The following is a 23,556-nucleotide window of genomic DNA, read 5'->3' as shown; positions in this document are numbered from 1 at the left end:
GGGGACCGTCAGGCTCACACCCTGTCCCGGGCGGCGGCCGGCGCCGGACGGTCCAGCATCGTGGCGCAGCGGTACGGCTCCCTGGCCAACTTGTCGCAACGGGAGAGAAAGTCCTCGTTCGGCCCCCGGGTGCCGCCCGGGCCCGGCGCGAAGTCATCCGGGCAGCCGGGGCTGGCCAGCACCGACAGGTCCACGGTGTCCACCGAACTGCCCAGGGCGCTGAGCGAGCGACCCGCCACCACGGCGAGCGCGGCGGTCGAGGAGCGGGGGTTGGGACTGCCGGTGAGCACAAGCGCGTGCATGGTCAGCGGCTCCTTTCTGTGCGGGCGGATGGCGCTTCGTAAGGGGCACGGGGCGGTGCCGGTACGCGGCTCCGCCCTGTGGGGCGCGACCATCCACGGTGGACCCGCAGCTGACGAACCGCGGAAGCTCACGCGGCGACGAGCATCCAAGGGCCCGTAGCCAACAGCGCCTGGCACGGCTTCCGCTCCGCAGGGCGCCGCACCGACGCCGCCCTTGCCGAAAGTATCATCTGCCCAGGTAGGAGGCGGTGCGCGCGGTCCGGGTGAGCCTGAGTCGGGTGCGGGCGGCGACGACCGCCAACTAGGGCCGGGCCCCCTCCGGGGGCATCAGCACCGCCACGGCCTTCACCCGGCCCCGCCCCTCGAACCACAGGTTGAACGGGACCCTCTCGAGGGGCCGCAGCGCGGGCGGGTCGAGGACGGCGATGTGAATTCCCCCCTCGGCCATCCGGACCGTGCTCTTGGCGGGCACGGCCACCCGCCGCGCCCGCTGCGCGGTGCCCGGCTGGTTCCGGTCGGGCTTGCGCAGCATGGAGACGCCGAGTGCCGGGGAGTCGGCGAAGACCAGTGTGTCGTCGATGTTCCCGGTGTTGCGGATCTCGAAGAACGCGGCGGCCGGCTGCCCGGCGGGCTGGAGGATCCAGCCGACGTTGACCCGGATCTTCGGCACGGGTTCGCCCGCCGCCCCGGTCGCCGTGTAGGCCGTGAGCAGTGCCAGCGCCAGTGCGCAGGCGCCCGCCGGGATCAGGGCCGCCCGTGCTCCCCGGGCCAGTGCCGCTCGCAGGCGCCCTCCCGGGCCGGGGCGGTCGACGTCCGCCTCCGGGTGTTCATCGGTCGCTGAGGACATCGCGATCCTTCCGTAGGGTGCCGCGCTCGGCGGCGATGGGGGCGGCGGTGACGATGGGGGCTCCGCCGGGGCGCCCGTCCGCCGCCTGCCGGGGTTGTAGGACCGCAGCCGCAGGCTGTTGACGACGAGTACGACCAGCGGACCGCCGGAGTTGACGGCACCGCCGACCACGGCCCCGCCGACCACGGCCGTGCCGGGCGTCACCTCGACCGGCACGCTCACGGGGACCTGTCGGTTGCCGTTTCGGTCCGGTACGGCGACCGCTGCCTCCAGGTAGATGTGGGGCACGAAGGACGCGAGGACGCCGCGGGACACCAGGGTGTCCATGGTGGCCGCCACGTGTCGCAGGCCGCGCAGCGCCCGCTGGCGGAAGGGCCAGGCGCCCCAGGTCGCGACCGGTGTGGCAAGGATGAAACGCACCTGCTGCCACCGGTCGAACTGCCAGGCGGGAACCATCGAGAGCACCATCACGGGCACCGCCAACACCGCGGTGAAGACCAAGCGTTCGAAGTCACCGGCGGCCTGTTCATGGTCCTGCTCTCCGGACTCGTCCGCTGATCCGGCGGGCGGCGCCGGAAGCTCGGCGGTGTAACCCGCCCGCTCCACGGTGGCGCGTCGGACACGGCGCTCATCGCGCCCCTGTCCACGCGCGGTGACGCGGCGGTGAGGCGGTATCGATCAACGGCATGGTCGGAACTCCCCACGAGCAGGCTCCCCGGAAACGGCCGGGTCCGCTCACGTGTACGGGCCGAGGACGTGGACCGCTCAACGCCTGGCGAACTACGGACAGGTCGGCGTCCCGGCGCGCGGCGGCGAGGCTTCCCCTGGTGCCGAGCCGGGCCTGGGCCGACTGGCGACGGCCTCCGCTCACCGTTGCAGCCTCCCCAGATAGGTGACGAGCCGCGACGCGATGTCGGCCAGGACCGGTTCCTGCGTGGCGGGCGCCACCGCGGCCAGCTGCCGGGCGGTCGCGACCGCCTCCTCCAGCGCGGTGACTGCTTCCTCCCTGCGCCGCGACGCCCACAGCAGGACGGACAGATTGCTCAGGCACTGCGCCAGCCCGGACTCGTCGAGTACGAACGCGCGGGCGAGCAGCGACCCGGCGGGTGGACCGGCCGCCAGGCCGCGCCGGGCGAACTCGATGGCCCGCGCCTGCGCGGCCACGGCGTCCGGGAGGCGGCGCAGCTGCCAGGAGAACGCGCCGAGGTTGTTCAGGGCGAGCGCGAGGCCGGTCTCGTGGGTCACCGCGTCCGTCACGGCCAGGTCCTGGAATAGCGCGGCCGCCTCCTCGTCCGCGGCCAGCGCCTCCTGCGCCCGCCCCGCCCGGCCGAGCCGGAAGCCGAGGCCTTGGTGCAGGCGGCCGCGCTCGGCAGGGTCGGCGGTGTGGGGGAGGTGTTCGGCGACCAGTCGGGCAGTGAACGTGGCGATGCCGGCGTCCAGGTCGGGTTGCCCGAACTCCGGAAAGCAGGTCTCCACGGAGGCGAGTACGGAGGCCGGAAGGGAGGTCTCGGCGAGCGCCGTGAGGGCCGCGCTGCCCGCGGCGACGGCCACCGAAGGGTCCTGCCGCAGGATCTGCTCCAGGTGCCCGACGATGTGCGGCCAGCGCCCCGGCGCCGCCGCGGCGGCCAGGAACGTCAGGCCGCGCGTGACCGACGGCGGAACCGCACCGTCCGGGCGCGGGCGCTGAGCGTGCGCGCCCCGGACGGTGCGGCCCAAGGGGCGGCTGGATAGCCGGTCACGCGGTGCCCGTCGAGGCTGAGGGCGAGGAAGTCCTCGTCGAGTCGGTCCGGGTAGAGCGGCTCGAGGACGGCGCCCGGCTCCGCCGCCGGATAGCACGTGCCGTGGTCGGTGAGCAGCCGCAGGGGCCGCTCCAGGCCGATCCACGCGAGCAGGGCGCTGCCGTCCTCCGGTGACACGGCCCCGGTGAGGGCGGCCGTGAGGATCCCCCGGAGCCCTCACCACGGCCGTTGCCGGTCGGTGGAGTCACCGGAGGCTCGCTGACCGGAGTCAGCACATCGACCACAACCGCGATCAACAAGGCGATGACCTGGACCGACAGCAGGCCCGGTGGGGCCCGAGCACCCTGGGGCGTGCGGGTCAGCCGCCCTGGCCGATGCCGCCGATCGGGCCGACCTTCACCGGGGAGCCGGAGCCGTCCGTGACGGGCAGTGTGCCGGTGCCCGGCCAGTCGAGGGTGACCGACTTCGTCTCGTTCGGCGGGGTCACCACCAGCCCCGTGATGCGGACGCCGGAGCCACCCGACTCGTTGATCGGGTAGTTGACGCCGAAGTACGTCGACTCCCCGTCCTTGAGGATGTGGGTGTCGGCCGGTTCACCGCTGCGCTTCGCGGACAGCGCCCCCTCGCTGGTCTTGAGGTCGACGCCCGCGTGCCCGGAGATCGCGCAGTCCCGGCCGCCACCGTTCTTCAGTGTCACCGCGACGGTGCCCTCGCCGTCGCCGTCGATGGTGCGGTCCGCCGCCGTGACCTCCAGCTCGTCGGTGCGGCACTTGTCGACCTCGCCGTTCTCGTTGGAGCCGGTCCCGGCGGCCGTGCCCTGCTCGCCGGAGTCCTTCCCGCCGCCCTGATCCGAAGCGCCGCCCGAGGACGACGCGGAGGACGCGGAGGACGGGTCGCTCTGCCCGGTGCCGTCGTCGTTCTGGCAGGCCGTGAGTGAGAGGCCTGCGGCAACGGCGAGGGCGGCGAAGGTGAGCTTGTGAACGCGCATCGTTTCTTCCTCAGAATCGGTTGGGGGAGCGTTTCCGAGCACCAAGATCCAATCGGTCGGCGAACCGTTCACTCCAACCGCCGCCTAATACAGTCCTGTTACACGCGCTGCCGGGCAGGACGATCACCACGCCATGGCGCGCAACCTCCGCATGTCCCGCGCCCTCTTCCACACCGGCTGACCGACTCCGACTCCATGAGGACACCGCAGACGTGCCGGAACTTGTACTGCATGCCAATGGACGCACCTGGACCCTGGACGCGTCCCGGAGCTACACCATCGGGCGCGATCAGCAGGCCGACATCCCGTGCGTCGACCGCCGGGTTTCCCGGCGGCATCTCGTGATCCGTTGCGACGGCGGAACGTGGGTCGTCGAAGATCTCAGCAGCGCGAACGGCACGTTTACCGAAGGGCGCCGTATCCAGCGGATCGAGATCGGCCACGGTTCGATCGTCCGGCTGGGCGATGTCGCCACCGGCACGCGGCTGGACTTCACCGGAGCGTCGGCGGCGGTGAACGACGAGCAGGCGCGGGACGGTGTCGCCGCCGATCCCCGTGGAGCCGCCGCGACCCTCTCCCTCGACCGGGAACCCTCGGGCGTCCACCGGATCGTCCTGGGGCAACGGCTGCGTATCGGTCGCGCGGAGGACAACGAACTCGTGGTGGAGGGCCCGTATGTCTCCCGCCACCACGCGGAGTTCCGGCCCCTGCCCGGTGGCCGCTTCGAAATCGTCGACCTCGGCAGTCACAACGGCACCTATGTCAATGGGCAACCCGTGGACCGCCGCCGGATCATCGGCCCGCAGGACATCGTCGGTGTCGGCCACTCCACCTTCCGTCTCGCCGGGGACCGGCTGGAGGAGTTCGTCGACACCGGGGAGGTCACCTTCACCGCCCGCGACCTGACGGTGACCGTCGGGCGCGGCAAGACCATCCTGGACGATGTCTCCTTCGGCGTCCCCGAGAAGTCGCTGGTCGCGGTGATCGGACCGTCGGGCTCCGGAAAGTCCACCCTGCTGCGCGCACTCACCGGCTACCGGCCCGCGGACCGTGGTCAGGTGTTCTACGACCACCGCGATCTCTACGCCCAGTTCGCCGAGCTGCGCCACCGTATCGGCCTCGTCCCGCAGGATGACATCCTGCACAAGGAGCTGACCGTTGACGTCGCTCTGAAGTACGCCGCCAGGCTCCGCTTTCCCGGCGACACCAAGGCGGCCGAGCGCAAGGCCCGTATCGACGAGGTGCTCCAGGAGCTGAAGCTCGACGTTCACCGGGGCAAGAAGGTCGCCTCGCTCTCCGGCGGCCAGCGCAAACGGGTGTCCGTCGCCCTGGAACTGCTGACCAAGCCCTCCCTGCTCTTCCTCGACGAGCCCACCTCCGGTCTGGACCCGGGCCTGGACCGTGATGTCATGAAGTTGCTGCGGGAGCTGGCCGACGACGGCCGCACCGTGCTGGTGGTGACCCACTCGGTCGCCGAACTGGCCCTGTGCGACCGGGTGTTGGTCATGGCGCCCGGTGGCTCCGTGGCGTACTTCGGCCCTCCGGGCGAGGCCCTGGACTTCTTCGGTCACGAAAGCTGGGCCGATGTGTTCTCCGCCTTCGAGAACCATCGCGACGACGACTGGGGCGGGCGCTGGCTGTCGTCCCGGCAGTACGAACGGTGCGCCGCGGAGATCGACTCGGCCGTACCGCCGCAGCAGCCGGACACCGCGGCGGCCCATCCGCCCGCGCGAGCCCTGAAGCCCACACCACAGGGCTGGCTCGGCCAGTTGTGGACGCTGATGTGCCGCTATGTGTCGGTCATCGCCTCCGACAAGGGCTTCATGGTGCTGATGGTGCTGCTCCCGGCCGTGCTGGGCGGAGTGAGCTGTCTGGTTCCGGCGCCGTACGGACTCGCCCCGCCACCGCCCGACAGCCGTTTCCGCTACAACCAGGAGTCCGGAACCATTCTGCTGGTATTGGTCGTCGGAATGTGCTTCTCCGGCGCGGCCAACTCCGTACGGGAATTGATCAAAGAGCGGGTGATCTACGAACGGGAGAGAGCCACCGGGCTGTCCCGGTCCGCGTATCTGATGTCGAAGGTGATCGTCCTCGGTCTGATCACCGCGATGCAGGGTGTCGTCATCTGCGCGATCGGCTTCTCCGTCCGTCAGCTGCCCGCCCAGGGGATGCTCATGCCCACGGCCGTCGAGGTCTGCGTGGTCATCAGCGCGCTGGGCTTCACCACCATGATGTTCGGCCTGGTCATCTCCGCGCTGGTGAGGACCGCGGAAAAGACCATGCCGCTACTCGTGATGTTCGCCGTCGTCCAGGTCGTCTTCACCGGGGTCCTCTTCAAGCTGTTCGACTCTCCGGGCATCGAACAGATCGGCTGGCTGATGCCCGCCCGCTGGGCGGTCGCGGGCGCGGGGACGACACTCGACCTCGCGCACACCATGCCGCCCTGGGACCTCGACAAGCCGGACGACGTCGACCCGCTGTGGGCCCACACCGTCACCCAGTGGGGCATCGACCTCGGTGCGCTCCTGGCGATCGCGCTGGTCTGCGGCTTCGCGGTGGCCCGCCTGCTGCGTCGGCACGAACCCGAGGTCATGCGGGACTAAGCCCGCGGCGGCCGCGGAGATCGCGTGGGTCAGTGAGGCCGCCGTCGGCCGTCTCGCGGCTGGGTGAAGCCGGAGATCGTGAGCCACAGTTCGGGGTCGAAGTTCTCCGTCGGCAGCTGAGCCACCATGTACCTGACGCTGATGTCCAACTTGGCGCGCCACACGCGGACGGCCTCGCCCCCGTCATGCTCCCGCAGCGCGCGGAAGATCGCGCTGTTGGCCCGCTCGATGCGGCCGGGTACGTCGGCGTAATCGAGCTTGAGGATGGCGATGAACATCCGCAGCTGCATCGTGAGACGCAGGAAGAACAGGGACGTGTGGCGCAGCCGGGCCGCGCGGGCGATCGCGTCCTGGAACCGGAGGTCGGCGTCTCCGATCCGGGAGTGGTCCCGTTGCCGCGCGACTCGGCACACGTCGGCGAGCACGGTGCCGACCGGGTGGAGCGCCTCGGGTTCGAGCGTGGCCAGCCGCCGGAGGAGCACCGCGCCGAGCGCGGCGCGCGCCGCGTAGACCTCCATGACCCGCTCCGCCGTGGCCATCGGAATGGTCGTGCCCCGGTGGGGCATCGACTCGACGAGGCCGTCCTCGGCGAGCAGTCTCAGCGCGTCGCGGACCGGGCCACGGGAGACGCCGAGCCGTGCGGCCAGCGGTGCTTCCTTGATCCGCTCACCCGGCGGAAAGTGCCCGCTGGCGATCTGTTCCCGCAGCGCGTGGGCGACCCGGTCCACCAGACGCGGTGAACCCGGTACGCCCGTGACCGCTGTACCGGCTCCGGAGGTGGCGGTGAGGCGGGAAGCGTCCGGTGGTGAGTCGTAACCAACGTGATGTCGCTCAGGCTGGCCGGGGACCCAGATCAGCGGCCCGGACCGGTCGGCCAGCCACGTCCGGACGTGGTCGCGGAGGTCACGTACGAGCGCCCGCGCCACCGTGCCGTGCCGGTCGGCCGGGTTTCCGAGCAGCAGCGCTCTCGCGTCGCCGGTCCATGTGCGGCCGACGGCCACCGGATGCATGCGGACGCGCGGGTGCCGACGCAGCCAGTGGGCGACGTGCGGATCGGTGTGCACGGCTGCGCCGTCCACCAGGATGTGCACCTCGGTTCCGGGCCGGGTGGCCTGGTGGAGCCGGTCGAGGAACACCCGGAAGCCGCTCGTGTGCGCTTCCGATACGTCCGACAGATTCGACTCGTCCGGCGCGGCGGCGGCGAAAGCACCGGCCGCCGCGAGGACCAGCACGGCATCGTCCCGGTGGCTCGTCCCGCGCGAGCCCCGGGCGGCGCCGGAGGCGGGCGGTGTGTCCTCGGCCAGGACGACCGCGAGAGCACGCACGGGCGGATCGAGCAGGACGCCGCCGATGGTGCGCTCCCGCCCGGGAAACCAGTCGGCGGGCGCGTCCGCGCCGGGATCGAGTGCGTTCATGATGCGGCTGACACTTGTCTGGCTCACGCCGGTCGCCGCGGCGAGCGAGCGGGTGGACCACCCGGATCCACCCCCGGGCGGATCCTCCAGCACCCGCAGTACGACGCGATCGCGCTGCGCTCCGGTCACCGCGCGCGGTCGGCCGGATCGTGGCCGATCGGTGAGTCCGTCGAGACGCCCGGCCAGGAACCGCGAACGCCATCTGCCGACCAGTTGCGGGGAGATACCCAGGCGGTCGGCCACCGCCCGGTCGGTCGGCTCCTCCGCGCGGGCCAGGATGATCCGGGCCCGCAACCCGATCGCCTGCGACGACACCCGGCTGCGCGCCCAGTTCTCCAGCATCCGCCGCTCCTGGCTCGTCAGTGTCACCGCGGCCCGCGAAGGTCTGGCCATGGTCGGACTGTAAGAGAACTTTCGACTCGGTGTCCCCTCTTTTCCCCGCCGCGCACCAAAATTCTTGTTGACATCCCGACCTGTTCGCATACTCCCTGCGACCGAGCACGGCCGTGCCTGGTCGGAGATCCTTGCCGACCCGCTCGACGTCCCTCGTCCGACCGCAAGGAGGGCCACGTATGAAACTCATGGAGCACTTCCGCCTCGCACACCTGACGTTGCGCAACCGCGTCGTCTCCACCGCCCACTCCGAACAGCTCGCGGTGAACGGGCTGATCACCCCCCATCTGGAGGGCTACCACCTGCGCCGGGCGCAGGGCGGCGCAGGGCTGATCATCGCGTTCGGTTCCGCGTCGGTGAGCGCCACGGCCGCGAACAGGTTCAACCCCGCCCTCTGGAACCCGGAGAACGAGCCCGCCCTGCGCCGGATGGCCGACGCCGCGCACGCGGAAGGCACCGCCCTGATCGCCCAGGCCACGCATCGCGGTGCCCGGGAAGTGATGGCGGATCCCGACCATGAACACGTGGCGCCCTCGGCGGGCGCCGGGTTCCTGCCCAGCGGCACACCGCGGGTGCTGAGCGAGGAGGACATCGCGAGCCTGGTGCGCGACTACGCGGATGTCGCCCGGCGACTGCACCGCTGCGGCTGGGACGGCATCGAGGTGACGGCGTACGGCACGCATCTGCTGGAACAGTTCTGGAGCCCCGTGCTGAACCGCCGCGACGACGCCTACGGTGGCAGTCCGGAGAACCGGCTGCGGTTCGGTTCCGAGGTGCTGAGCGCTGTGCGGGAGGCCGTGTCCGGTGACTTCGTGGTCGCCCTGCGCATGTCCCTCGACACCCGCACCAGGCGGCTCGGGCTGAGCAGGGACGACCTGCTCGATATCGCCGGCCACTACGACGGACTCGGCGTCGTCGATCTCTTCGACGTCGTCGGCAGCAGCTCGGCGACCGCCGATGGCGCCGTCGGCACCGTGCCGACCGCCGACTACCCCCGGGGCGTGTACCGGGAACTCGCGGCGCGGGCGCGGGCCCGCCTGCGCGCCCCGGTGCTGGTGGCCGGGCGGGTCCTGGACGCCGAGCAGGCCGAGGACGTGGTCACCTCCGGGGACGCCGACCTCGTCGGCATGACCCGCGCCATGATCGCCGAACCCCGGCTGGCCGCGCGGATCCACACCGGCACGGCAGAGCTGGCGAGGCCGTGCATCTCGATCAACGAGGGATGCCGCCGTGTCGGCGCGTCGCTCACGCTCGCGTGCTCGGTCAACCCCGAGGTGGCGCACCCGGAACTGGCCGAGGCACCCATGCCCGTGGACCTCGCGGGCGCCGGACGGACCGCCATCGTGGGTGCGGGGCCCGCCGGTATCGAAGTGGCCCGCGTCCTGGCGAGGAGCGGACTGGACGTTGTCGTGCTCGAACAGGACGACAGCGTCGGCGGGGGCATCGGCTACGCGCTGCTCGCCGATCCGCACCAGGTGCGCCAGTACCGGCGCTGGGCGGAGCGGTCCCTGTCCGCATACGGTGTCGAGGTTCGCCTCGGCACCCGCGCCACGCCGTCCGTCCTGGCGGGTCTGACGCCTGAGCGCGTGGTGTTCGCGGGCGGCTCGTCGCCGGTGCTGCCCCCGTGGCTGGAGTCCGCGCACCACGAGGTACGGACCGATGCGGATTACCTCGCCGGGGCGTGGGAACCGGCTCAGAACGGCAACGTCGTCGTGTACGACCCCGAGGGCTACAGCGCGGGCAGCGTCATCGCACTCCGGCTGGCCACGGACACCGACCGCAGGGTCACCCTGGTGACACCGCTGGGGTCGGCCGGGGGCCAGGTGGAAACACCGAACCGGCTCCGGCTCACCAAGGGGCTCCTCCGCTCCGCCGTGCGTGTGCTGCCCTACACCGAACTGATCCGCACCGACGACTCGAAGCTGTTCCTGCGCGACGTGGTCACCAAGGACACCACCGAAGTGGACGCGGGGAGCACGGTGCTCGGCTGCGGATACCGGTCGCCGGACGAGGCGCGGCACGTGTCGCTGAGGGCGGCATGCCCGCAGGCACGCTGGCACGTCGTGGGCGACGCCTCTTCCCCCGGGCTGATCCGCCACGCCGTCACCGGTGGCAGCCGCCTCGCCCACGACATCCTGCGACGACTCGCCACCGCCTCGGTGCGGTAGTGAGCGCGAGGGCGGGCTCCTCCCGGCCTGTTCTCGCAGGCCGATTCGAGCTTTGCCGGGGTGCTCAAGGAGACTGTGCCGGGCCTCTTGAGGCGGGGCGACGGGGGGCAGGCATTCAACAGTGAGGGTAGCGACAGGCCATGGTGTACGAGACGGTGTTCCGAAGCGAGGACGTATCCGCCGCGGATCGGTTCGACTACTGGCGTGAGCTGATGATCCAGACGGTCGCGCCGATGGACATGAGCAGTGACCATGCTGACGACTTTCGGGCATCCATGCGTGTGATGGAGCTCGGCGCCGTGTACGTGTGGCCGACGGCCTTCCAGGCGGTGAGCTTTCACCGGACCCCCAAGCTCATCCGGCAGGCCGATCCCGAACTGCTCCACATGACGATCGTCGCCAGCGGGACCATGGGCATGGTCCACGCCGGGCAGGAGACCGTACCCGGCGCCGGGGAGCTGTGCGTGGTCGACTTCTCGCAGCCGTTCGACTCCCACGCGGGCCCGGTGAAGGGGGTGGGGGTCGAAATCCCCAAGCAGATGCTGACGTTGACCGGGAACAAGGTCAACAAGCTGCTCGGACGCCGGATATCGGCGCAGAACGGGTTCGGTGCCCTGCTGGCGCAGTTCCTCACCAGCGTCACGACGGACAGCACCTCCTTTCAGCCCGCCGACGGCCCCCGGCTGGGGACCATCCTGCTCGACCTGGTGTCCGGACTGTTCGCCCACGAACTCCACGCCGACGACAACCTCACCCCGGAAACCCGGCGGCGGACGCTGACCCTGCGCATCCAGTCCTTCATCCAGCAGCACCTGGCCGACCGCCACCTCACCCCCGGCGTGATCGCCGACGCACACCACATCTCCCTCAGCCACCTGCACCGCCTCTTCCGCGAAGAAGGCAGCACCACCGTCGCCGTCTGGATCCGCCACCAACGCCTCGAACGCACCCGCCGCGACCTCACCGACCCGGCGCTGAGGCACACCCCCATCCACCAGATCGCCGCCCGCTGGGGTTTCGCCCACGCCGCGGACTTCACCCGCGCCTTCCGCGCCCAGTACGGCATGCCACCCAGGGACTACCGACACCAGGCGCTCGGTTCACATGACGCTTCAGGCCTGGGCGCGGTCACCCAGTAGGTGCGGGGGTTGGTGAATTCGCGGATACCGGCGGCTGCCAGTTCACGGCCGTAGCCGCTGCGCTTGGTGCCGCCGAAGGGCACGCGCGGATCGGAGGCGACGATCGCGTTGACGAAGGCCGCCCCGCTGGTGACGCGGCGGGCGAGGGCGACGCCACGGGCGGGGTCGGCCGTCCATACGCTCAGGCCGAGCCCGTACGGCGTGGCGTTCGCGAGCCGGACGGCGTCCTCGTCGTCCCGGGCGACGGCGATGGCGGCGAGCGGCCCGAAGGTTTCCTCGTCGAAGGCCGCCATCCCCGGCCCGGTGCCGGCCAGGACGGTCGGCTCGTAGAAGTAGCCGTCGCCGGGCAGGGCCTTGCCCCCGGTGAGCAGCCGGGCCCCGGCCGCGAGGGATTCCTCGACCTGCCGCTGGATCGCCGCCCGCAGGTCGTCCCGGGCGAGCGGGCCGACCTGGGTGTCGCGGTCGCGCGGGTCACCGACGCGCAGGGCGTCGACACCGGCCACGAACGCGGCGGTGAAGGCGTCCGCCACGGTGGCGCTGACGATGAATCGCTTGGCGCACACGCAGCTCTGCCCGGAGTTGGCGAAGCGGGCCCGCACCGCGGCCGCCGCGGCGGCCGCGATGTCGGCGTCGTCGAGGATGACGAAGGCGTCCGAACCGCCCAGCTCCAGAACGGACTTCTTCGCCGCGCGCCCGGCCGCCGATCCGACCGCCGCGCCCGCCCGATTGCTTCCGGTCAGGGTGACGGCGGCGACGCGGTCGTCCTCGATGAGCCCCGCGGTGACCTCGGGCACGGCGCCGTCGCCGATCACGAGCGTGGTCACCAGGTGTTCGGGGAATCCGGCTTCGACGAACAGGTCCTGGAGGGCCAGCGCGCTGCCGGTGACGTTGGACGCGTGCTTGAGCAGGATGCCGTTGCCCGCCACCAGCGAGGGGATGGCGAAGCGCATGACCTGCCAGACGGGGAAGTTCCACGGCATGACCGCCAGCACCAGCCCGGCCGGTTCGTACGCCACCCAGGCTTCCGCTCCGTCGACCTCGACGCGCTCGTCGGCGAGGATGCCGGGCCCCTGCCGGGCGTAGTACTCGGCCGTCACCGCCGACTTCTCGACCTCTCCTTCCGCTTCCGCCACGGGCTTGCCCATTTCCATGACGGCCAGGGACGCCAGGTGGTCCTCGCGCGCACGCAGGGTGCGGGCGAGGCGGCCTGAGCGGGCCGCACGCTCGGCGACCGGGACGAGGGCCCAGGCGCGGTGTGCGGCATGCGCCCGGGCCACGGCGGCCTCGACGCGTTCCGCGTCCCAGCCCTCGTACGTGGCGATCGCCTCACCCGTCGCCGGGTTGACGGTCGTGATGGTGCCGCTCATGCGGTGGCCGCCCCTCCCTTGTCGTGCTCGGAAAGGTGCGCGAAGGTCTCGCCGGTGGCGGTGATGGTGCGGGTGACGTCCCGGCCGCCGTAGACCCAGTAGATCCGCATGACGCCCGCACCCCGGTTGAAGAACCGGTGCGGGACACCGGCCGGGACCCAGGTCGCCTGCCCGGCCTCCAGATCGAAGAACTCGCCGTCGATCTCCGCCGTCGCCTCGCCCTCGAGGATCAGGACCGACTCCTCGACGTTGTGGCTGTGCAGAGGCAGCCCCGTACCGGGCTGGAAGACCGTCTGGCCGGTGGTGATGACGGCCGTTTCGGAGTTCCACTTGCCGACGTAGGGGATGGTGGCGACGCCTCCGCCACGGTCGAAGCGTTCGACCTCATCGGGGTGGATGAGCAGATTGGGTGCCGGGGGCTTGGTGCACATGGCTGGTTCCGTTCTTGGTCAGGAGTGGTGGAAGAGGCGACGGGAGAGCGTGTTGACCTGGCTGCCGGGGACGACGTACTTCCCGGCGGCCTCGCGCCAGACCGCGAAGTGCGGGGCGGCGCGATGGGCCTCGACGGCGGCCTCGTCGTCGTAGATCTCGTGGAACACGAAGTGGTGGTCGTCCGCCAGATCGCACACGACGTCGAAGTAGCGGCAGCCGGGCTCATCGGTGAAGGAACGCCCGGCGTTCTCCTCGATGGCCGCGAGGAAGTCGTCCCGGCGGCCGGGGACGACCTGGAGCGAAACGGTCAGCGCGATCATGCGGGAAGCTCCTCGCAGGTGGGGGTGGGCAGGGGGACACCGGTGGCGTCGGCGATGCTCGCCAGGGCGGCCCAGGTGTCATCGGCGACGGTGATGCCCTCGGTCCTCAGGCGCTCGGCCGTACGGACCTCCGGCTCGCCCGGGACGAAGACCTCGGCGGTGCCCGGGGCCGTGGGGGTGGCCTTGGTCTCCTCGATCAGCGCCTCCATCCGCCGCTCGAACTCGGCCGGATCGGCCATCGACCGGATGTCGACGCAGATCAGCAGATGGCCGACGCCGCTGCGACCGGTCGGCTGGTAGGGGCCGACGACCGAAGTGCCGAACGCGCTGCCGGTCAGGACACCCGCCAGCACGTCGAACATGAAGGAGATGGCATAGCCCTTGTGGCCGGCCATGGGCAGGATCAGGCCCTCGATGGCCTGGCGCGGATCGGTGGTCGGCACGCCGTCGGCGTCGGCCGCCCAGCCCTCGGGTATCGGTTCGCCGCGCTCCCGGGCGTGGTAGATCTTGCCGCGCGCCACGGCGGTGTTGGCGATGTCCATCACGACCGTGCCGTAGCGGCCACCCGGGGCGGCGATCGACCAGGGGTTGGTGCCGACCCGCTTCTCCCGTCCGCCCCAGGGCGCCATCGCCGGGCTGGCATTGGTGGCCAGCAGCGCCACACAGCCCTGCTCGGCGGCCTTGCGGGTGAAGTACGCGGCCGTCCCGAAGTGGCCCGAGCCGCGCACCGCGACCGCGCTGATCCCGTGCCGCCCGGCGCGCTCCACACCCCAGGTCACGGCGCGGTCGGTGAGCACCTGGCCGAGACCGTCGCGGCCGTCCACGACGAGGACGGCGCCGTTGTCGCTCACGACATCGGGGGTGGCGACCGCCGCCGTCGCGCCGCTCGCGATACGGCTGAGGTACCACGACAGGCGGAGCATCCCGTGGGACGGATGCCCCCACAGTTCCGCCGTCACCAGAGTGTCCGCGAGCAGCTGGGCGTCCACGGGGGGAACGCCGTGGGCTTCGGAGGTGGCGGCGGCGAACCCCAGCAGGTCGGTGGCACCGACGGTGTACGGCATGAGACGGACCTCGCATCAGCAGATGTATTCACCTCTGTATACATCACATGCCCCGCCAAAACCACAGGTCTGCGGGTCAGAGCTGGACGTCAGGGCTGCCCGTCAGAGCTGGACGTCAGAGCTGGACGTCGGCCCCGAAGGTCGGATCCTCGCCCGTCAGGCTGTCGATGAGCGCCTGCAGGGTCTGCGCCAGGTGGTGCAGGCACGCCGCCTTCGCCGCTCGGGCGTCTCCCTGCGTGATCGCCTTGAGCATCGCCCGGTGCTCCTCCAGCGACGTCAGCATGCGCCGCGGACCGCTGTGCGAGATGTTCCGCAGACGGACGGTCTGGCTGCGGAGGTCACGGATGGTGCGGGCGAGATACGGATTGCGGCACGCCGCGATGACCGCCTGGTCGAAGCCCTCGGCCAGGTCGTAGAACTCCTGATACGACCGAACCTGCCCGGCGGTGTCCAGCGCGCGGAACGAGGCGTCGAACTCCTCCAGGCGCTCCAGCAGCTCATGGAACGGGCCCAGTACGCGTTCGTCCGACGCCCCCGCCGTCGCCACCGCCGTGACGGCCCGGGGCTCCAGCAGCATCCGGAACTCGAACAGCGCGCGCACACCGCCCAGCGAGATGGCGGCGACCCGGGCCATCTCACCCGGCGCGAAATCGACCAGCCCCTCCTGGGCCAGCCGCCGGATGGCCTCACGCACCGGCGTACGCGAGGCACCCAGCTCCTCACCCAGCTGAACCTCGCTCAGCTTGGCCCCCGGCCGCAGCCGAAGCGACTCGATGTCCCCCTTGAGCCGCTCGTAGACCGCCTCGCCCTTACCAGTCGCCCGGGCCATGAAACTCCTCGCCGATCCGCCGCACACGCTTCTGTATACAGATTAGCGGGCTGATCGCGAGGGGGGCCGGTACCTATGCGGAGGGAGCTATGAGGACGGTGTGGGCAGTTTCGCGGTCCGTCCGCCGTCGAGCACCACGGTCTCTCCGGTGAGAAAGCCCGACTTGTCACTCGCGAGGTACACGGCGAGGTCGCCGACATCGGTGGGCTGTCCTACGCGCCCCAGGGGGTGCAGGCGGTGGAGAGCGTCACGGGCCGTGGGCGGGTCGGGGTGTGACGCCAGGTAGTTCTCGCTGAGTTCGGAGGTGATCCAGCCGGGCGCGATCGCATTGCAGCGGACGTTGTGTTCGCCGAGGTCGACCGCCAGGGCGCGGGTCAGGCCGTGAACACCTGCCTTGGAGGCGCAGTAGGCCGCATGTCCAGGGTTCGCCCCGAGCCCTTCGATGGAGCCGATATTGATGATGCTTCCGCCTCCGCGTCCTCGCATATGCGGCAGAGCCGCCTGGGCCAGGAACAACGGTGCGCGCATGTTGACGGCGACCATGAGGTCCCACTCCTCCACCTGGATGTCGGAGACACCGCGCTCGAACATGATCCCGGCGTTGTTGACCAGGATGTCGATCCCGCCGAACCGCTCGACGACACCCTCGACGGCCGTCGCGATCGATGACGGGATACTCAGGTCGGCATGGATATGAGCGACCCCCGGGTGGTCCTGAAGCGCGGTGTCCAGAGCCTGGCGTTGCACGACCGCCACCCGCGCTCCTTCCTCGAGGAAACGATCGACGATGCCTCGGCCTATGCCGCGCCCGCCGCCGGTCACCAGGGCGATTTTTCCGTCCAGTTGCACCGTGCTTCTCCCTTCTCCTCAGTTCGCCACCGGCTTGGCGCCGGTGACCTCGACGGTCTCCCCGGCGATGTAGCGGGCCTCGCTGGACGCGAGGAACGCGATGACGTCCGCGATCTCTTCGGGCTCCGCGATGTGTCCCAGCGGTACGGTCTTGTTCAATTCCGCGACGGCCTCATCCGGATCCAGGCCCCGGCGCTCGAACCCGGAGCGCAGCATGGGGGTGTTGATCTCGTGCGGGCAGACGGCGTTCACGCGGATGCCGTCGGGTGCGTGGTCGCGCCCCAGGCTCTTGGTGAAGGCGGCTACCGCTCCCTTGGTGGTGCAGTAGGCGAGGTGCTGCGGACCCGGGTACACGCCCCATACGGAAGACGTGTTGACGATGGCGCCTCCGCCACGTTCCTTCATGGCGGGAATGGCGGCTCGGCACAGGTAGAACATCGCGGTGAGATTGACGTCGAGGGCGGTGTGCCACATGTCGTCGGAGGTCTCCAGAATCGTTCCCCGGGGGATGATCCCGGCGTTGTTGACCAGGATGTCCACCCTGCCGAAGTGTTCCAGGGTGTCCGCGACCACGTGCTCGCAATAGGTCTTCTCTCGCAGGTCACCGACGCTGAACCGCATCGTGCCGCCAGCCGCTTCGATGTCCGCTGCCAGCGTCCGGCATCCCTCCGCCGCGACGTCGGCCACCATGACGGCGGCCCCTTCCCGCGTCAGCGTGCGTACCAGAGCCTTGCCCACGCCTCCCGCGCCGCCTGTGACGATGGCGACCTTTCCCGAAAACCTCACCGTGCTCCTCCTTCAGGTGTCCCGACCGTGTGTCCCGACCGTGTGTGCCGACGGCTAGTTCTGTGTGCGGTGTCCGTCCACGCGGCGCGCGATGGCCCAGGGGTTCGCCTCTCGCAGGGCCGGTGGGAGCTGGCCCTCCGGGAAGGACTGGTAGGCCACCGGCCGCATGAACCGGCCGATCGAGGCGGTGCCCACGGAGGTGGTGGCGGGAGCGGTGGTGGCCGGGTAAGGGCCACCGTGGTGCTGGGCGTAGGAGACGGTGACACCGGTCGGCCAGCTGTTCCACAGCACCCGGCCGCTCTTGTCGCGCAGTACGCCCACCAGGCCGGTGAGCTGTTCGTCGGGCTCGGCCTGGAGGGTGGCGGTGAGCTGCCCGTCCAGCAGCGACGCCAGTTCCGCCAGCTCGCCTTCGGAACGGTACTGAACGATCACCGTGGCCGGGCCGAAGATCTCCCGTTCCAGCACGGTGGTGTCTTCCCGGACGGCCTCCGAGGTGGTGATCAGCACCGTCGGCCGGGGGGCCTCGGCATCGTCGCCGGAGATCAGCTCGTCCACCTGCGGCAGGGCCCGCACGGAAGCGAGCGCCGTGTCGAACGCTTCGCGCAGGTTCGGGGTCAGCAGCGCCGTGAGCGGCTTGGTGCCGAGTTCCCGGCGGAGTACGTCGGTGACCTCGTCGTCGTCGAAAGCGGGCACGAAGAGGAGTCCGGGCTTGGTGCAGAACTGCCCCATGCCCATGGTGGAGGCGTTGGCGTAACCGGCCAGGATCTCGTCCCGGCGGGTGGTCCAGGCCTTCTCGGTGACGAAGACGGGGTTGACGCTGCCCAGCTCTCCGTAGAAGGGGATGGGAACGGGACGGCGGCAGGCCCGGTCGAAGAGGGCGCGTCCTCCGGTCGGGGAGCCGGTGAACCCGATGGCCCGCACGAGCGGATGGTCCACCAGGGCTTGTGCCGCGTCACGTCCGGTCACCGTGGAGAACAGGCTCGTCGGGGCACCGGCGGCCCGAAGCGCTTCGGTCACGATCTGCCCGGTGCGCACGGCGAGGGCATAGTGGCCGTCGTGGATCTTGTGCACCACCGCGCATCCGGCGGCGAGCGCGGAGGCGGAGTCTCCGCCGATCACGCTGAAGGCGAAGGGAAAGTTGGAGGCACCGAAGACGCCGACGACGCCGAGCGGTTCGTTGACGCGTCGGATATCCGGACGTGGCCCCATGCCCCAGGAAGGGTCTTCGTGGTCGATGGTGGCGGCGAAGTGCTCGCCGCGGACGATCTCGTCGGCGAAGAACCGGAGCTGGAAGACGGTGCGCTTCAGCTCGCCTTGGAGACGTCCCGTGGCCAGGTGTGTCTCCTGCTGGGCCAGCGGCACCAGCTCCCCGGCGTGTTCTTCCAGCGCCGAGGCGATGGCCTCCAGCCACTCCGCCCGTCGGCGCGGGGGCACCTCCGTTGCCCGCTCGTAAGCCGTCCGGGCCGCTCGGATCTGCTCATCGAGCTGTTCGGTGGAGGTCGTGGACAGGGCGTCCGCAGTGGTGGTCATGCAGTGTTTCCTCGTCGGTGTCGGTGTTTGGCAGTGTCGGTGTTTGGCAGTGTGCTTTCAGTGCCGCTGTTCCAGGCTGGTGTGGACGTGGCGGGCCACTCGGGTGCCGCTTTCGACGGCGCCGTCGATGAAACCCGCCCAGATGTTCGCGACGTCGCTGCTCGCGAAGTGCAGGACCCCGGTGCTCGCCTGCAACGCCTCGTGATACTGGGTGAGTTGGCCGGGCTGCTGGATCAGCCAGGTCTCCTGGGAGTGGGGATCTGCCATCCAGTCGTGCCCGCCGGCTTCGAGCACATCGAGGTCATCGCGCCAGACCCGCAGCGCCGCGTCGATGGCCTTCGGGTCGTTGACGTCGATCCGGGAGGAGTCGGCGCCGAAGGCGACCAGTACGGCGTCGTCCGCCCCGATGAACTCGGTGCGCACCACGGAGAGCGGGTGGTGCTGTGAGGAGTAGGCGAAGAACGGCGTGATGGGGCCGCGCACCCGGATCCAAGCCTTCGCGCCCCGGGAAGCGGTCTTCTCCAGGCTGGGGCGGATCTTGTCTTCCGGCAGCGCGGGGGTGACGTCGAGCTGGTGCAGCATGTTCTGCGGCAGGGTGATCACCACGCGCCGGGCCCGGAGGGTGTGGCCGTCGCCGTAGGTGATCTCGGCTCCCCGCTCGTCGTGGGTGATCGAGCGGACCGGGGCTTCCAGCCGGATGTCGGCGCCCGAGTCGGCGGCGATGGCCTCCACCAGACCCCGCGTGCCGCCCGTGAGCCGGAAGATCGCGGAGGCTTCGTGCATCAGGTGCCAGGAGCCGGCGGCCGCGGCGGTCCAGCGCAGGGCGCTGAGGTAGGCGCACTGGGTGAGCGGGGCGTTGAAGTGCCCGACCCAGGCGGCTTCGTTGGCGTTGCGCTCTTCAACGGGCAGGTCGAGTTCGTCGAGCATCTCCTGCAGGGTGAACTGGTCGACGTCGGCCAGCCGCCGCACGGTCAGGGGTGCGTCGGGGCGGGGAATCCACTTCATGGTGTCTTCCAGCAGCCGGGTCATGCCCGGGTTGATCAGGTTCATGAAGTCGTCCAGCGTCCCGCGGCGCACCTCGTCACCGGCGAGCCAGTACGTTTCCTCCGAGCGGGGCCCGCGGGTGACGTCCAGTCCGTAGCGGGTGACCTCCGCCCAGGCGTGCGGCTGGACCCAGTGCAGCCAGGTGCCGCCGATCTCCAGGTCCCGGCCGAGACGGTGATCGGTCCAGGTCCGGCCGCCGATCCGGTCGCGCGCTTCGAGGACGACGGTCCGCACGCCCTGGCGGCTCAGTTCGCGCGCGGTGATCAGTCCGGCGACTCCCGCTCCGACGACGACCACGTCTGCCTGCTGTTCCATGTCTGCCCTTTCCTGTGTGACGGGCCTTTCCTGTGACGGGCGCCGACTACGCCGTGGACACGTCGAACTCGACCGTTCCCCAGCCCTCGAAGGTGCCCGCCCAGTGACCGGTCTCGTTCATGGGCACGGCCCGCAGGCAGCTGCCGGGGAGGATGACCTGTCCCGGTTCGAAGGCGATGTCGTAGGCGGCGAGCCGGTTGCACAGCCACGCGGTGGCGGCGAAGGGGTTGCCGAGGATGTTCTTGGTGCTTCCCTCGATGACCTGGCGGCCGTTGAAGTGCAGGACCCCTCGGGTGTCGCTCAGCGAGAGGTCGGCTATGCGGCGCGGTGTTCCACCGAGGATGACGGCGCCGGTCGAGCCGTTGTCCGCCAGGGTGTCCGGCAGGCCGATCGCCCAGTTCTCCACGCGCGAGTCGATGATCTCGATGGCGGGCACGGCGTACTCGACGGCGTTGATGACGTCGGCGACGGTGACGTGGGGACCGCTGAGGGGGCGCCCCAGGATGAAGGCCGGTTCGAGTTCCACGAACGGCTCGATGTAGCGCTGCCGCTCCTGCGGGATGCCTTCGCAGGCGAACGTCGATCCGAGTAGATACCCGTAGTCGGGCTGGTCGAGACCGAAGGCGTCCTGCATCACCTTGGCGATGTTGCCCAGCTTGTAACCGACCAGGCGGTCGCCGTCGGCGATGGCCGCTTCCATGGTGATCCGCTGGACCGCGAAAGCGCTGTCCGCGTCGAGGGTGGGCCAGGTCGTCGTCGGCGCGGTGACGGGCTTGGCGTTGGCTCGCGCCGTGCGCAGTGCCGTAGCGATGTCGTGGAGTTCGGACGTCTGCATGGAAGCCACCCACATCTCAAGGCGTTCACATAGTGAACTTAACGTTCAAGCAAGATGAGTGTGATGGTGGGTCGCGCATGCCCTGCTGTCAAGGGTCGCAGAGGGTTGCAGTGCTGTCCGGAAGCCTTGACGGGCCATGGTGTTCATGCCACGCTTCCGAAAATTTTGGTCGTGGTGCTCAATATTTGAACACCTTCTGCTGAGGAAGGACTGAAGTGTGACCACCATCAGCAAACCCGACCCCCTGGCGAGGGGCGGGGCCGGTCCGGTCGACAAACGGCGCTTCATGATCAAATTGACCGGTCTGACCGTCGGCGGCATGTTCATCGACGGCTACATCCTCGGCATCATCGGCACTGCCATCGCCGCCGCCACCGCCGAGCTTCACATGTCCCTGTTCTGGGAAGGGCTGACCGGGGCGTCCGCCCTGATCGGCATCTTCATCGGCGGGCCGCTCGGCGGCTGGCTGGCCGACAAACTCGGCCGCAAGCCGACGTTCACCCTCGACCTGGCGCTCTTCCTGGTCGGTTCGGTCCTGCAGTTCTTCGTCGACTCGACCTGGCAGCTGTTCGGCGTGCGCCTGCTGATGGGGATCGCGATCGGGGTCGACTATTCGGTGAGCTGGCCACTGCTGGCCGAATTCGCCCCGGCGCGCCTGCGCGGACGGCTGATGTCCCTCTCGGAGGTCGCCTGGTACGTCGGCTTCATGTTCGCCTTCTGCGTCGGCTACGCGATGAACTCGGTGTTCTCGGCGGACTGGCGGATCATCCTCGGCTCCAGCACGGTGCCGGCGGCGATCTTGTTCCTGGCCCGGCTCGGCCTCCCCGAGTCGCCGCGCTGGCTGATGAACCAGGGCCGTACCGAGGAAGCGCACCGGATCGCCCACGACTTTCTCGAATCACCCGCCGACGTCCTCGACCTCGCCGGTGAAACCACCCGTCAGGGCACCTTCGGGATGCTGTTCTCCCGTGACTACTGGCGGACCACGACCTTCGTCTCCGTGTTCTGGTTCTGCACCGTCACCCCGTATTTCGCCATCGCCACCTTCGCGGCCAGCGTGCTGTCCGACTACGGTCTCGGCGACGGCTTCGGCGGGGCGCTGGGCCTCAACGGGCTCGCCCTGGTCGGCGTGCTGGTCTCCCTGGCGCTCATCGAACGTGTCGGCCGCCGTAGGCTGATCATTCCCACCCAGTGGGTGTGCGCGATCGTCCTCCTGGTCATCGGGGTGTGGACCTCCGCGCCGCCCGCTCTGGTCCTTGTCTGCTTCCTCGTCTTCGCCTTCACGAACGCCATACCCACGGCCATCACCGGCGTCTATCCCGGCGAGGTGTTCCCCACCGAGATCCGCGGCATCGGGACCGGCTTCGGCTGCGCCTTCAGCCGCGTCGGCGCCGGCCTCGGCACCTTCCTGCTGCCGTGGTCGATGCACAACCTCGGCCCCGGGCCGAGCATGCTCATCGCGGCCGGAGTCTGTGTCGTCGGCGCCGTGGTCTCCCAGGTCCTCGCACCGGAGACCACCGGCCGGCCGCTGAGCGAAACCTCCGCCCCGCACCGCGGCAGGTCTCGTCCGGGGAAGGCCCCGGTCTGAAAGCCCGGGCTGCCCCACGGGGGCGGGCTCACGGTGCGTTCAGTATCTGAACATGCAGACGTTAGAGTGGCAGAGAGGAAGGTTTGAGCTGCGTGCGCGCGCAGCGTTCTGCACCACGAAGGGGCCTCATGAGCGACGCGTCCGCACCGGTAGAGATGACGAACAAGTCGGTGACCAAGGGTGTGCGGCTGCTTCGCGAGCTGGCGGCCCAGCCCCGGTCCGGGGCCACCGTGACGACGCTCGCGAAGGCGACGGGGATCTCCCGGCCCACCGCGTTTCGCCTGCTGCACAGCTTCGAGGTGAGCGGGTTCGTCGACCGCGTCGGCAACAACTACATCCTCGGCTGGGAGCTGGCGCGGCTCGGCCGTTACGCGGATCCGCACGCGGGTCTCGTCGCCCGCGCGCAGCCGCTGCTGGAGGAGCTGGCGGAGAAGTTCAACGAGCAGGTGACCCTCTCGGTGCCGGATCTTCAGGACGGGCTCGAAGTGGTCGCCGAGGCCACGGGGTCACATGTGGTGGGCATCGTGCAGCACAACATGGTGGGGCTGCACTACCCCCTGCACGCCAGTTCCACCGGCAAGGTGCTGCTCGCGGAGATGCCCGTGGAGAAGGTGGTCGCGCTGCTGCCGAAGGAGCTGGAGTCCTTCGCCTCGCGCACCATCACCGATCGGGCGACCCTGCTCAGGGAGCTGGACGAGGTCCGCGAGCAGGGTTTCGCCGTCATCGACAACGAGCTGGAGGAGGAGCTGCTGTCGCTGTCGCGCCCCCTCCGCGACTCGTCCGGCACGCTGGTGGCGGTCCTGACCGTCAACGGGCCCCGGTACCGGTTCAGCCGGGCCCAGATCCCCGAGGCCCTTCAGCAGATGCAGACCATCGTCGACCGGTTGATCGAGGTGTTCTGGCAGGACTCGGCCGCTGAGTGACCGAGCCCGTTCAGCCGCCGCGATGAGCGGCGGCTTTTTTGTATCCCCGAGCGACCGCTAAGCGAACGTGACGTTCAGAA

Annotated in this window: 21 protein-coding genes and 1 pseudogene; 5 read left to right on the top strand and 17 right to left on the bottom strand. The window is 70.2% G+C overall.

Annotation, left to right across the window (positions count from 1 at the left end; all coding sequences use genetic code 11):
• Window positions 1-14: 14 nt before the first annotated feature.
• The 6 genes and pseudogenes from ACFV9T_RS03645 to ACFV9T_RS03620 all read right to left on the bottom strand — a co-directional run bounded on the left by ACFV9T_RS03645 (window position 15) and on the right by ACFV9T_RS03620 (window position 3,876).
• Entirely contained in the window at window positions 15-302 is a 288-nt protein-coding gene (locus ACFV9T_RS03645) for a hypothetical protein (protein WP_385436443.1), read from the bottom strand.
• 301 nt (window positions 303-603) lie between these two features.
• Window positions 604-1,149: a copper chaperone PCu(A)C gene (locus ACFV9T_RS03640; protein ID WP_385436549.1), complete on the bottom strand. Its 546-nt coding sequence runs from the start codon at window positions 1,147-1,149 to the stop codon at window positions 604-606.
• Window positions 1,150-1,278: 129 nt separating this feature from the next.
• Window positions 1,279-1,761, bottom strand: a pseudogene (locus ACFV9T_RS03635) (heavy metal translocating P-type ATPase); the annotation flags it as partial.
• Window positions 1,762-2,016: 255 nt separating this feature from the next.
• Window positions 2,017-2,865 (bottom strand): tetratricopeptide repeat protein, encoded by an 849-nt coding sequence (locus ACFV9T_RS03630; protein WP_385436442.1) that lies wholly within the window; start codon window positions 2,863-2,865, stop codon window positions 2,017-2,019.
• Window positions 2,784-3,065, bottom strand: a complete 282-nt coding sequence (locus ACFV9T_RS03625; RefSeq protein WP_385436441.1) for a hypothetical protein — start codon at window positions 3,063-3,065, stop codon at window positions 2,784-2,786. The genes ACFV9T_RS03630 and ACFV9T_RS03625 overlap by 82 nt, the downstream gene beginning before the upstream one ends.
• A gap of 181 nt (window positions 3,066-3,246) precedes the next feature.
• Complete coding sequence (locus ACFV9T_RS03620; protein ID WP_385436440.1) at window positions 3,247-3,876, bottom strand: DUF4232 domain-containing protein; 630 nt, start codon at window positions 3,874-3,876, stop codon at window positions 3,247-3,249.
• Between the two features lie 212 nt (window positions 3,877-4,088).
• Between ACFV9T_RS03620 and ACFV9T_RS03615 the strand changes: the two genes are divergently transcribed.
• The gene (locus ACFV9T_RS03615; RefSeq protein ID WP_385436439.1) at window positions 4,089-6,479 is read left to right on the top strand and encodes an FHA domain-containing protein; all 2,391 of its coding nucleotides are present in this window, start codon (window positions 4,089-4,091) and stop codon (window positions 6,477-6,479) included.
• A gap of 29 nt (window positions 6,480-6,508) precedes the next feature.
• On the opposite strand, the gene ACFV9T_RS03610 is transcribed toward ACFV9T_RS03615, so the two are convergent.
• Complete coding sequence (locus ACFV9T_RS03610) at window positions 6,509-8,287, bottom strand: GntR family transcriptional regulator (protein ID WP_385436438.1); 1,779 nt, start codon at window positions 8,285-8,287, stop codon at window positions 6,509-6,511.
• Window positions 8,288-8,466: 179 nt separating this feature from the next.
• Here ACFV9T_RS03610 and ACFV9T_RS03605 point away from each other — a divergent pair, with 179 nt between their 5' ends.
• Window positions 8,467-10,455, top strand: a complete 1,989-nt coding sequence (locus tag ACFV9T_RS03605; protein ID WP_385436437.1) for an FAD-dependent oxidoreductase — start codon at window positions 8,467-8,469, stop codon at window positions 10,453-10,455.
• Window positions 10,456-10,595: 140 nt separating this feature from the next.
• The gene (locus ACFV9T_RS03600) at window positions 10,596-11,594 is read left to right on the top strand and encodes a helix-turn-helix domain-containing protein (protein WP_385436436.1); all 999 of its coding nucleotides are present in this window, start codon (window positions 10,596-10,598) and stop codon (window positions 11,592-11,594) included.
• On the opposite strand, the gene ACFV9T_RS03595 is transcribed toward ACFV9T_RS03600, so the two are convergent.
• The 10 genes from ACFV9T_RS03595 to ACFV9T_RS03550 form a co-directional block, all read right to left on the bottom strand.
• The gene (locus ACFV9T_RS03595; RefSeq protein ID WP_385436435.1) at window positions 11,534-12,961 is read right to left on the bottom strand and encodes an aldehyde dehydrogenase family protein; all 1,428 of its coding nucleotides are present in this window, start codon (window positions 12,959-12,961) and stop codon (window positions 11,534-11,536) included. The two genes, ACFV9T_RS03600 and ACFV9T_RS03595, sit on opposite strands and share 61 nt — an antisense overlap.
• Window positions 12,958-13,392, bottom strand: coding sequence for a cupin domain-containing protein (locus ACFV9T_RS03590; RefSeq protein ID WP_385436434.1), 435 nt, complete (start codon window positions 13,390-13,392; stop codon window positions 12,958-12,960). The genes ACFV9T_RS03595 and ACFV9T_RS03590 overlap by 4 nt, the downstream gene beginning before the upstream one ends.
• A gap of 18 nt (window positions 13,393-13,410) precedes the next feature.
• Entirely contained in the window at window positions 13,411-13,713 is a 303-nt protein-coding gene (locus ACFV9T_RS03585; protein WP_385436433.1) for a putative quinol monooxygenase, read from the bottom strand.
• Entirely contained in the window at window positions 13,710-14,777 is a 1,068-nt protein-coding gene (locus ACFV9T_RS03580; RefSeq protein WP_385436432.1) for an Ldh family oxidoreductase, read from the bottom strand. Before ACFV9T_RS03580 ends, ACFV9T_RS03585 begins: the two co-directional genes overlap by 4 nt.
• Before the next feature lie 115 nt (window positions 14,778-14,892).
• Window positions 14,893-15,606, bottom strand: a complete 714-nt coding sequence (locus tag ACFV9T_RS03575) for a GntR family transcriptional regulator (protein ID WP_385436431.1) — start codon at window positions 15,604-15,606, stop codon at window positions 14,893-14,895.
• Window positions 15,607-15,693: 87 nt separating this feature from the next.
• A complete protein-coding gene (locus ACFV9T_RS03570) occupies window positions 15,694-16,455 on the bottom strand; it encodes an SDR family NAD(P)-dependent oxidoreductase (RefSeq protein ID WP_385436430.1) in 762 nt (253 codons plus the stop codon).
• An 18-nt stretch (window positions 16,456-16,473) separates the two neighbouring features.
• Window positions 16,474-17,241 carry an SDR family NAD(P)-dependent oxidoreductase gene (locus ACFV9T_RS03565; protein WP_385436429.1) on the bottom strand — a complete coding sequence of 256 codons (768 nt, stop codon included), beginning with the start codon at window positions 17,239-17,241 and terminating at the stop codon, window positions 16,474-16,476.
• 54 nt (window positions 17,242-17,295) lie between these two features.
• Window positions 17,296-18,771: an aldehyde dehydrogenase (NADP(+)) gene (locus tag ACFV9T_RS03560; RefSeq protein WP_385436428.1), complete on the bottom strand. Its 1,476-nt coding sequence runs from the start codon at window positions 18,769-18,771 to the stop codon at window positions 17,296-17,298.
• A gap of 57 nt (window positions 18,772-18,828) precedes the next feature.
• Window positions 18,829-20,130 (bottom strand): flavin monoamine oxidase family protein, encoded by a 1,302-nt coding sequence (locus ACFV9T_RS03555; RefSeq protein WP_385436427.1) that lies wholly within the window; start codon window positions 20,128-20,130, stop codon window positions 18,829-18,831.
• A 46-nt stretch (window positions 20,131-20,176) separates the two neighbouring features.
• The gene (locus tag ACFV9T_RS03550; protein WP_385436426.1) at window positions 20,177-20,965 is read right to left on the bottom strand and encodes a 2-keto-4-pentenoate hydratase; all 789 of its coding nucleotides are present in this window, start codon (window positions 20,963-20,965) and stop codon (window positions 20,177-20,179) included.
• A 217-nt stretch (window positions 20,966-21,182) separates the two neighbouring features.
• Between ACFV9T_RS03550 and ACFV9T_RS03545 the strand changes: the two genes are divergently transcribed.
• Complete coding sequence (locus ACFV9T_RS03545; RefSeq protein ID WP_385436425.1) at window positions 21,183-22,553, top strand: MFS transporter; 1,371 nt, start codon at window positions 21,183-21,185, stop codon at window positions 22,551-22,553.
• 128 nt (window positions 22,554-22,681) lie between these two features.
• On the top strand, window positions 22,682-23,476 hold the full coding sequence (locus ACFV9T_RS03540) for an IclR family transcriptional regulator (protein WP_385436424.1): 795 nt from the start codon (window positions 22,682-22,684) through the stop codon (window positions 23,474-23,476).
• The last annotated feature ends 80 nt before the right edge of the window (window positions 23,477-23,556 follow it).

Origin of the sequence: Streptomyces sp. NPDC059850, assembly GCF_042731515.1 — a bacterium.
Classification (GTDB): domain Bacteria; phylum Actinomycetota; class Actinomycetes; order Streptomycetales; family Streptomycetaceae; genus Streptomyces.
Note: the sequence above shows the minus strand (reverse complement) of the source record. Positions and strands in the feature narration are given on the sequence as shown.

What these genes read in the sequence shown, in the direction of transcription:
- ACFV9T_RS03645 (WP_385436443.1), bottom strand. Translation starts at nt 302, where the DNA reads ATGCACGCGCTTGTGCTCACCGGCAGTCCCAACCCCCGCTCCTCGACC.
- ACFV9T_RS03640 (WP_385436549.1), bottom strand. Translation starts at nt 1,149, where the DNA reads ATGTCCTCAGCGACCGATGAACACCCGGAGGCGGACGTCGACCGCCCC.
- ACFV9T_RS03585 (WP_385436433.1), bottom strand. Translation starts at nt 13,713, where the DNA reads ATGATCGCGCTGACCGTTTCGCTCCAGGTCGTCCCCGGCCGCCGGGAC.
- ACFV9T_RS03605 (WP_385436437.1), top strand. Translation starts at nt 8,467, where the DNA reads ATGAAACTCATGGAGCACTTCCGCCTCGCACACCTGACGTTGCGCAAC.
- ACFV9T_RS03580 (WP_385436432.1), bottom strand. Translation starts at nt 14,777, where the DNA reads ATGCCGTACACCGTCGGTGCCACCGACCTGCTGGGGTTCGCCGCCGCC.
- ACFV9T_RS03575 (WP_385436431.1), bottom strand. Translation starts at nt 15,606, where the DNA reads ATGGCCCGGGCGACTGGTAAGGGCGAGGCGGTCTACGAGCGGCTCAAG.
- ACFV9T_RS03610 (WP_385436438.1), bottom strand. Translation starts at nt 8,287, where the DNA reads ATGGCCAGACCTTCGCGGGCCGCGGTGACACTGACGAGCCAGGAGCGG.
- ACFV9T_RS03550 (WP_385436426.1), bottom strand. Translation starts at nt 20,965, where the DNA reads ATGCAGACGTCCGAACTCCACGACATCGCTACGGCACTGCGCACGGCG.
- ACFV9T_RS03555 (WP_385436427.1), bottom strand. Translation starts at nt 20,130, where the DNA reads ATGGAACAGCAGGCAGACGTGGTCGTCGTCGGAGCGGGAGTCGCCGGA.
- ACFV9T_RS03560 (WP_385436428.1), bottom strand. Translation starts at nt 18,771, where the DNA reads ATGACCACCACTGCGGACGCCCTGTCCACGACCTCCACCGAACAGCTC.
- ACFV9T_RS03620 (WP_385436440.1), bottom strand. Translation starts at nt 3,876, where the DNA reads ATGCGCGTTCACAAGCTCACCTTCGCCGCCCTCGCCGTTGCCGCAGGC.
- ACFV9T_RS03590 (WP_385436434.1), bottom strand. Translation starts at nt 13,392, where the DNA reads ATGTGCACCAAGCCCCCGGCACCCAATCTGCTCATCCACCCCGATGAG.
- ACFV9T_RS03540 (WP_385436424.1), top strand. Translation starts at nt 22,682, where the DNA reads ATGAGCGACGCGTCCGCACCGGTAGAGATGACGAACAAGTCGGTGACC.
- ACFV9T_RS03595 (WP_385436435.1), bottom strand. Translation starts at nt 12,961, where the DNA reads ATGAGCGGCACCATCACGACCGTCAACCCGGCGACGGGTGAGGCGATC.
- ACFV9T_RS03600 (WP_385436436.1), top strand. Translation starts at nt 10,596, where the DNA reads ATGGTGTACGAGACGGTGTTCCGAAGCGAGGACGTATCCGCCGCGGAT.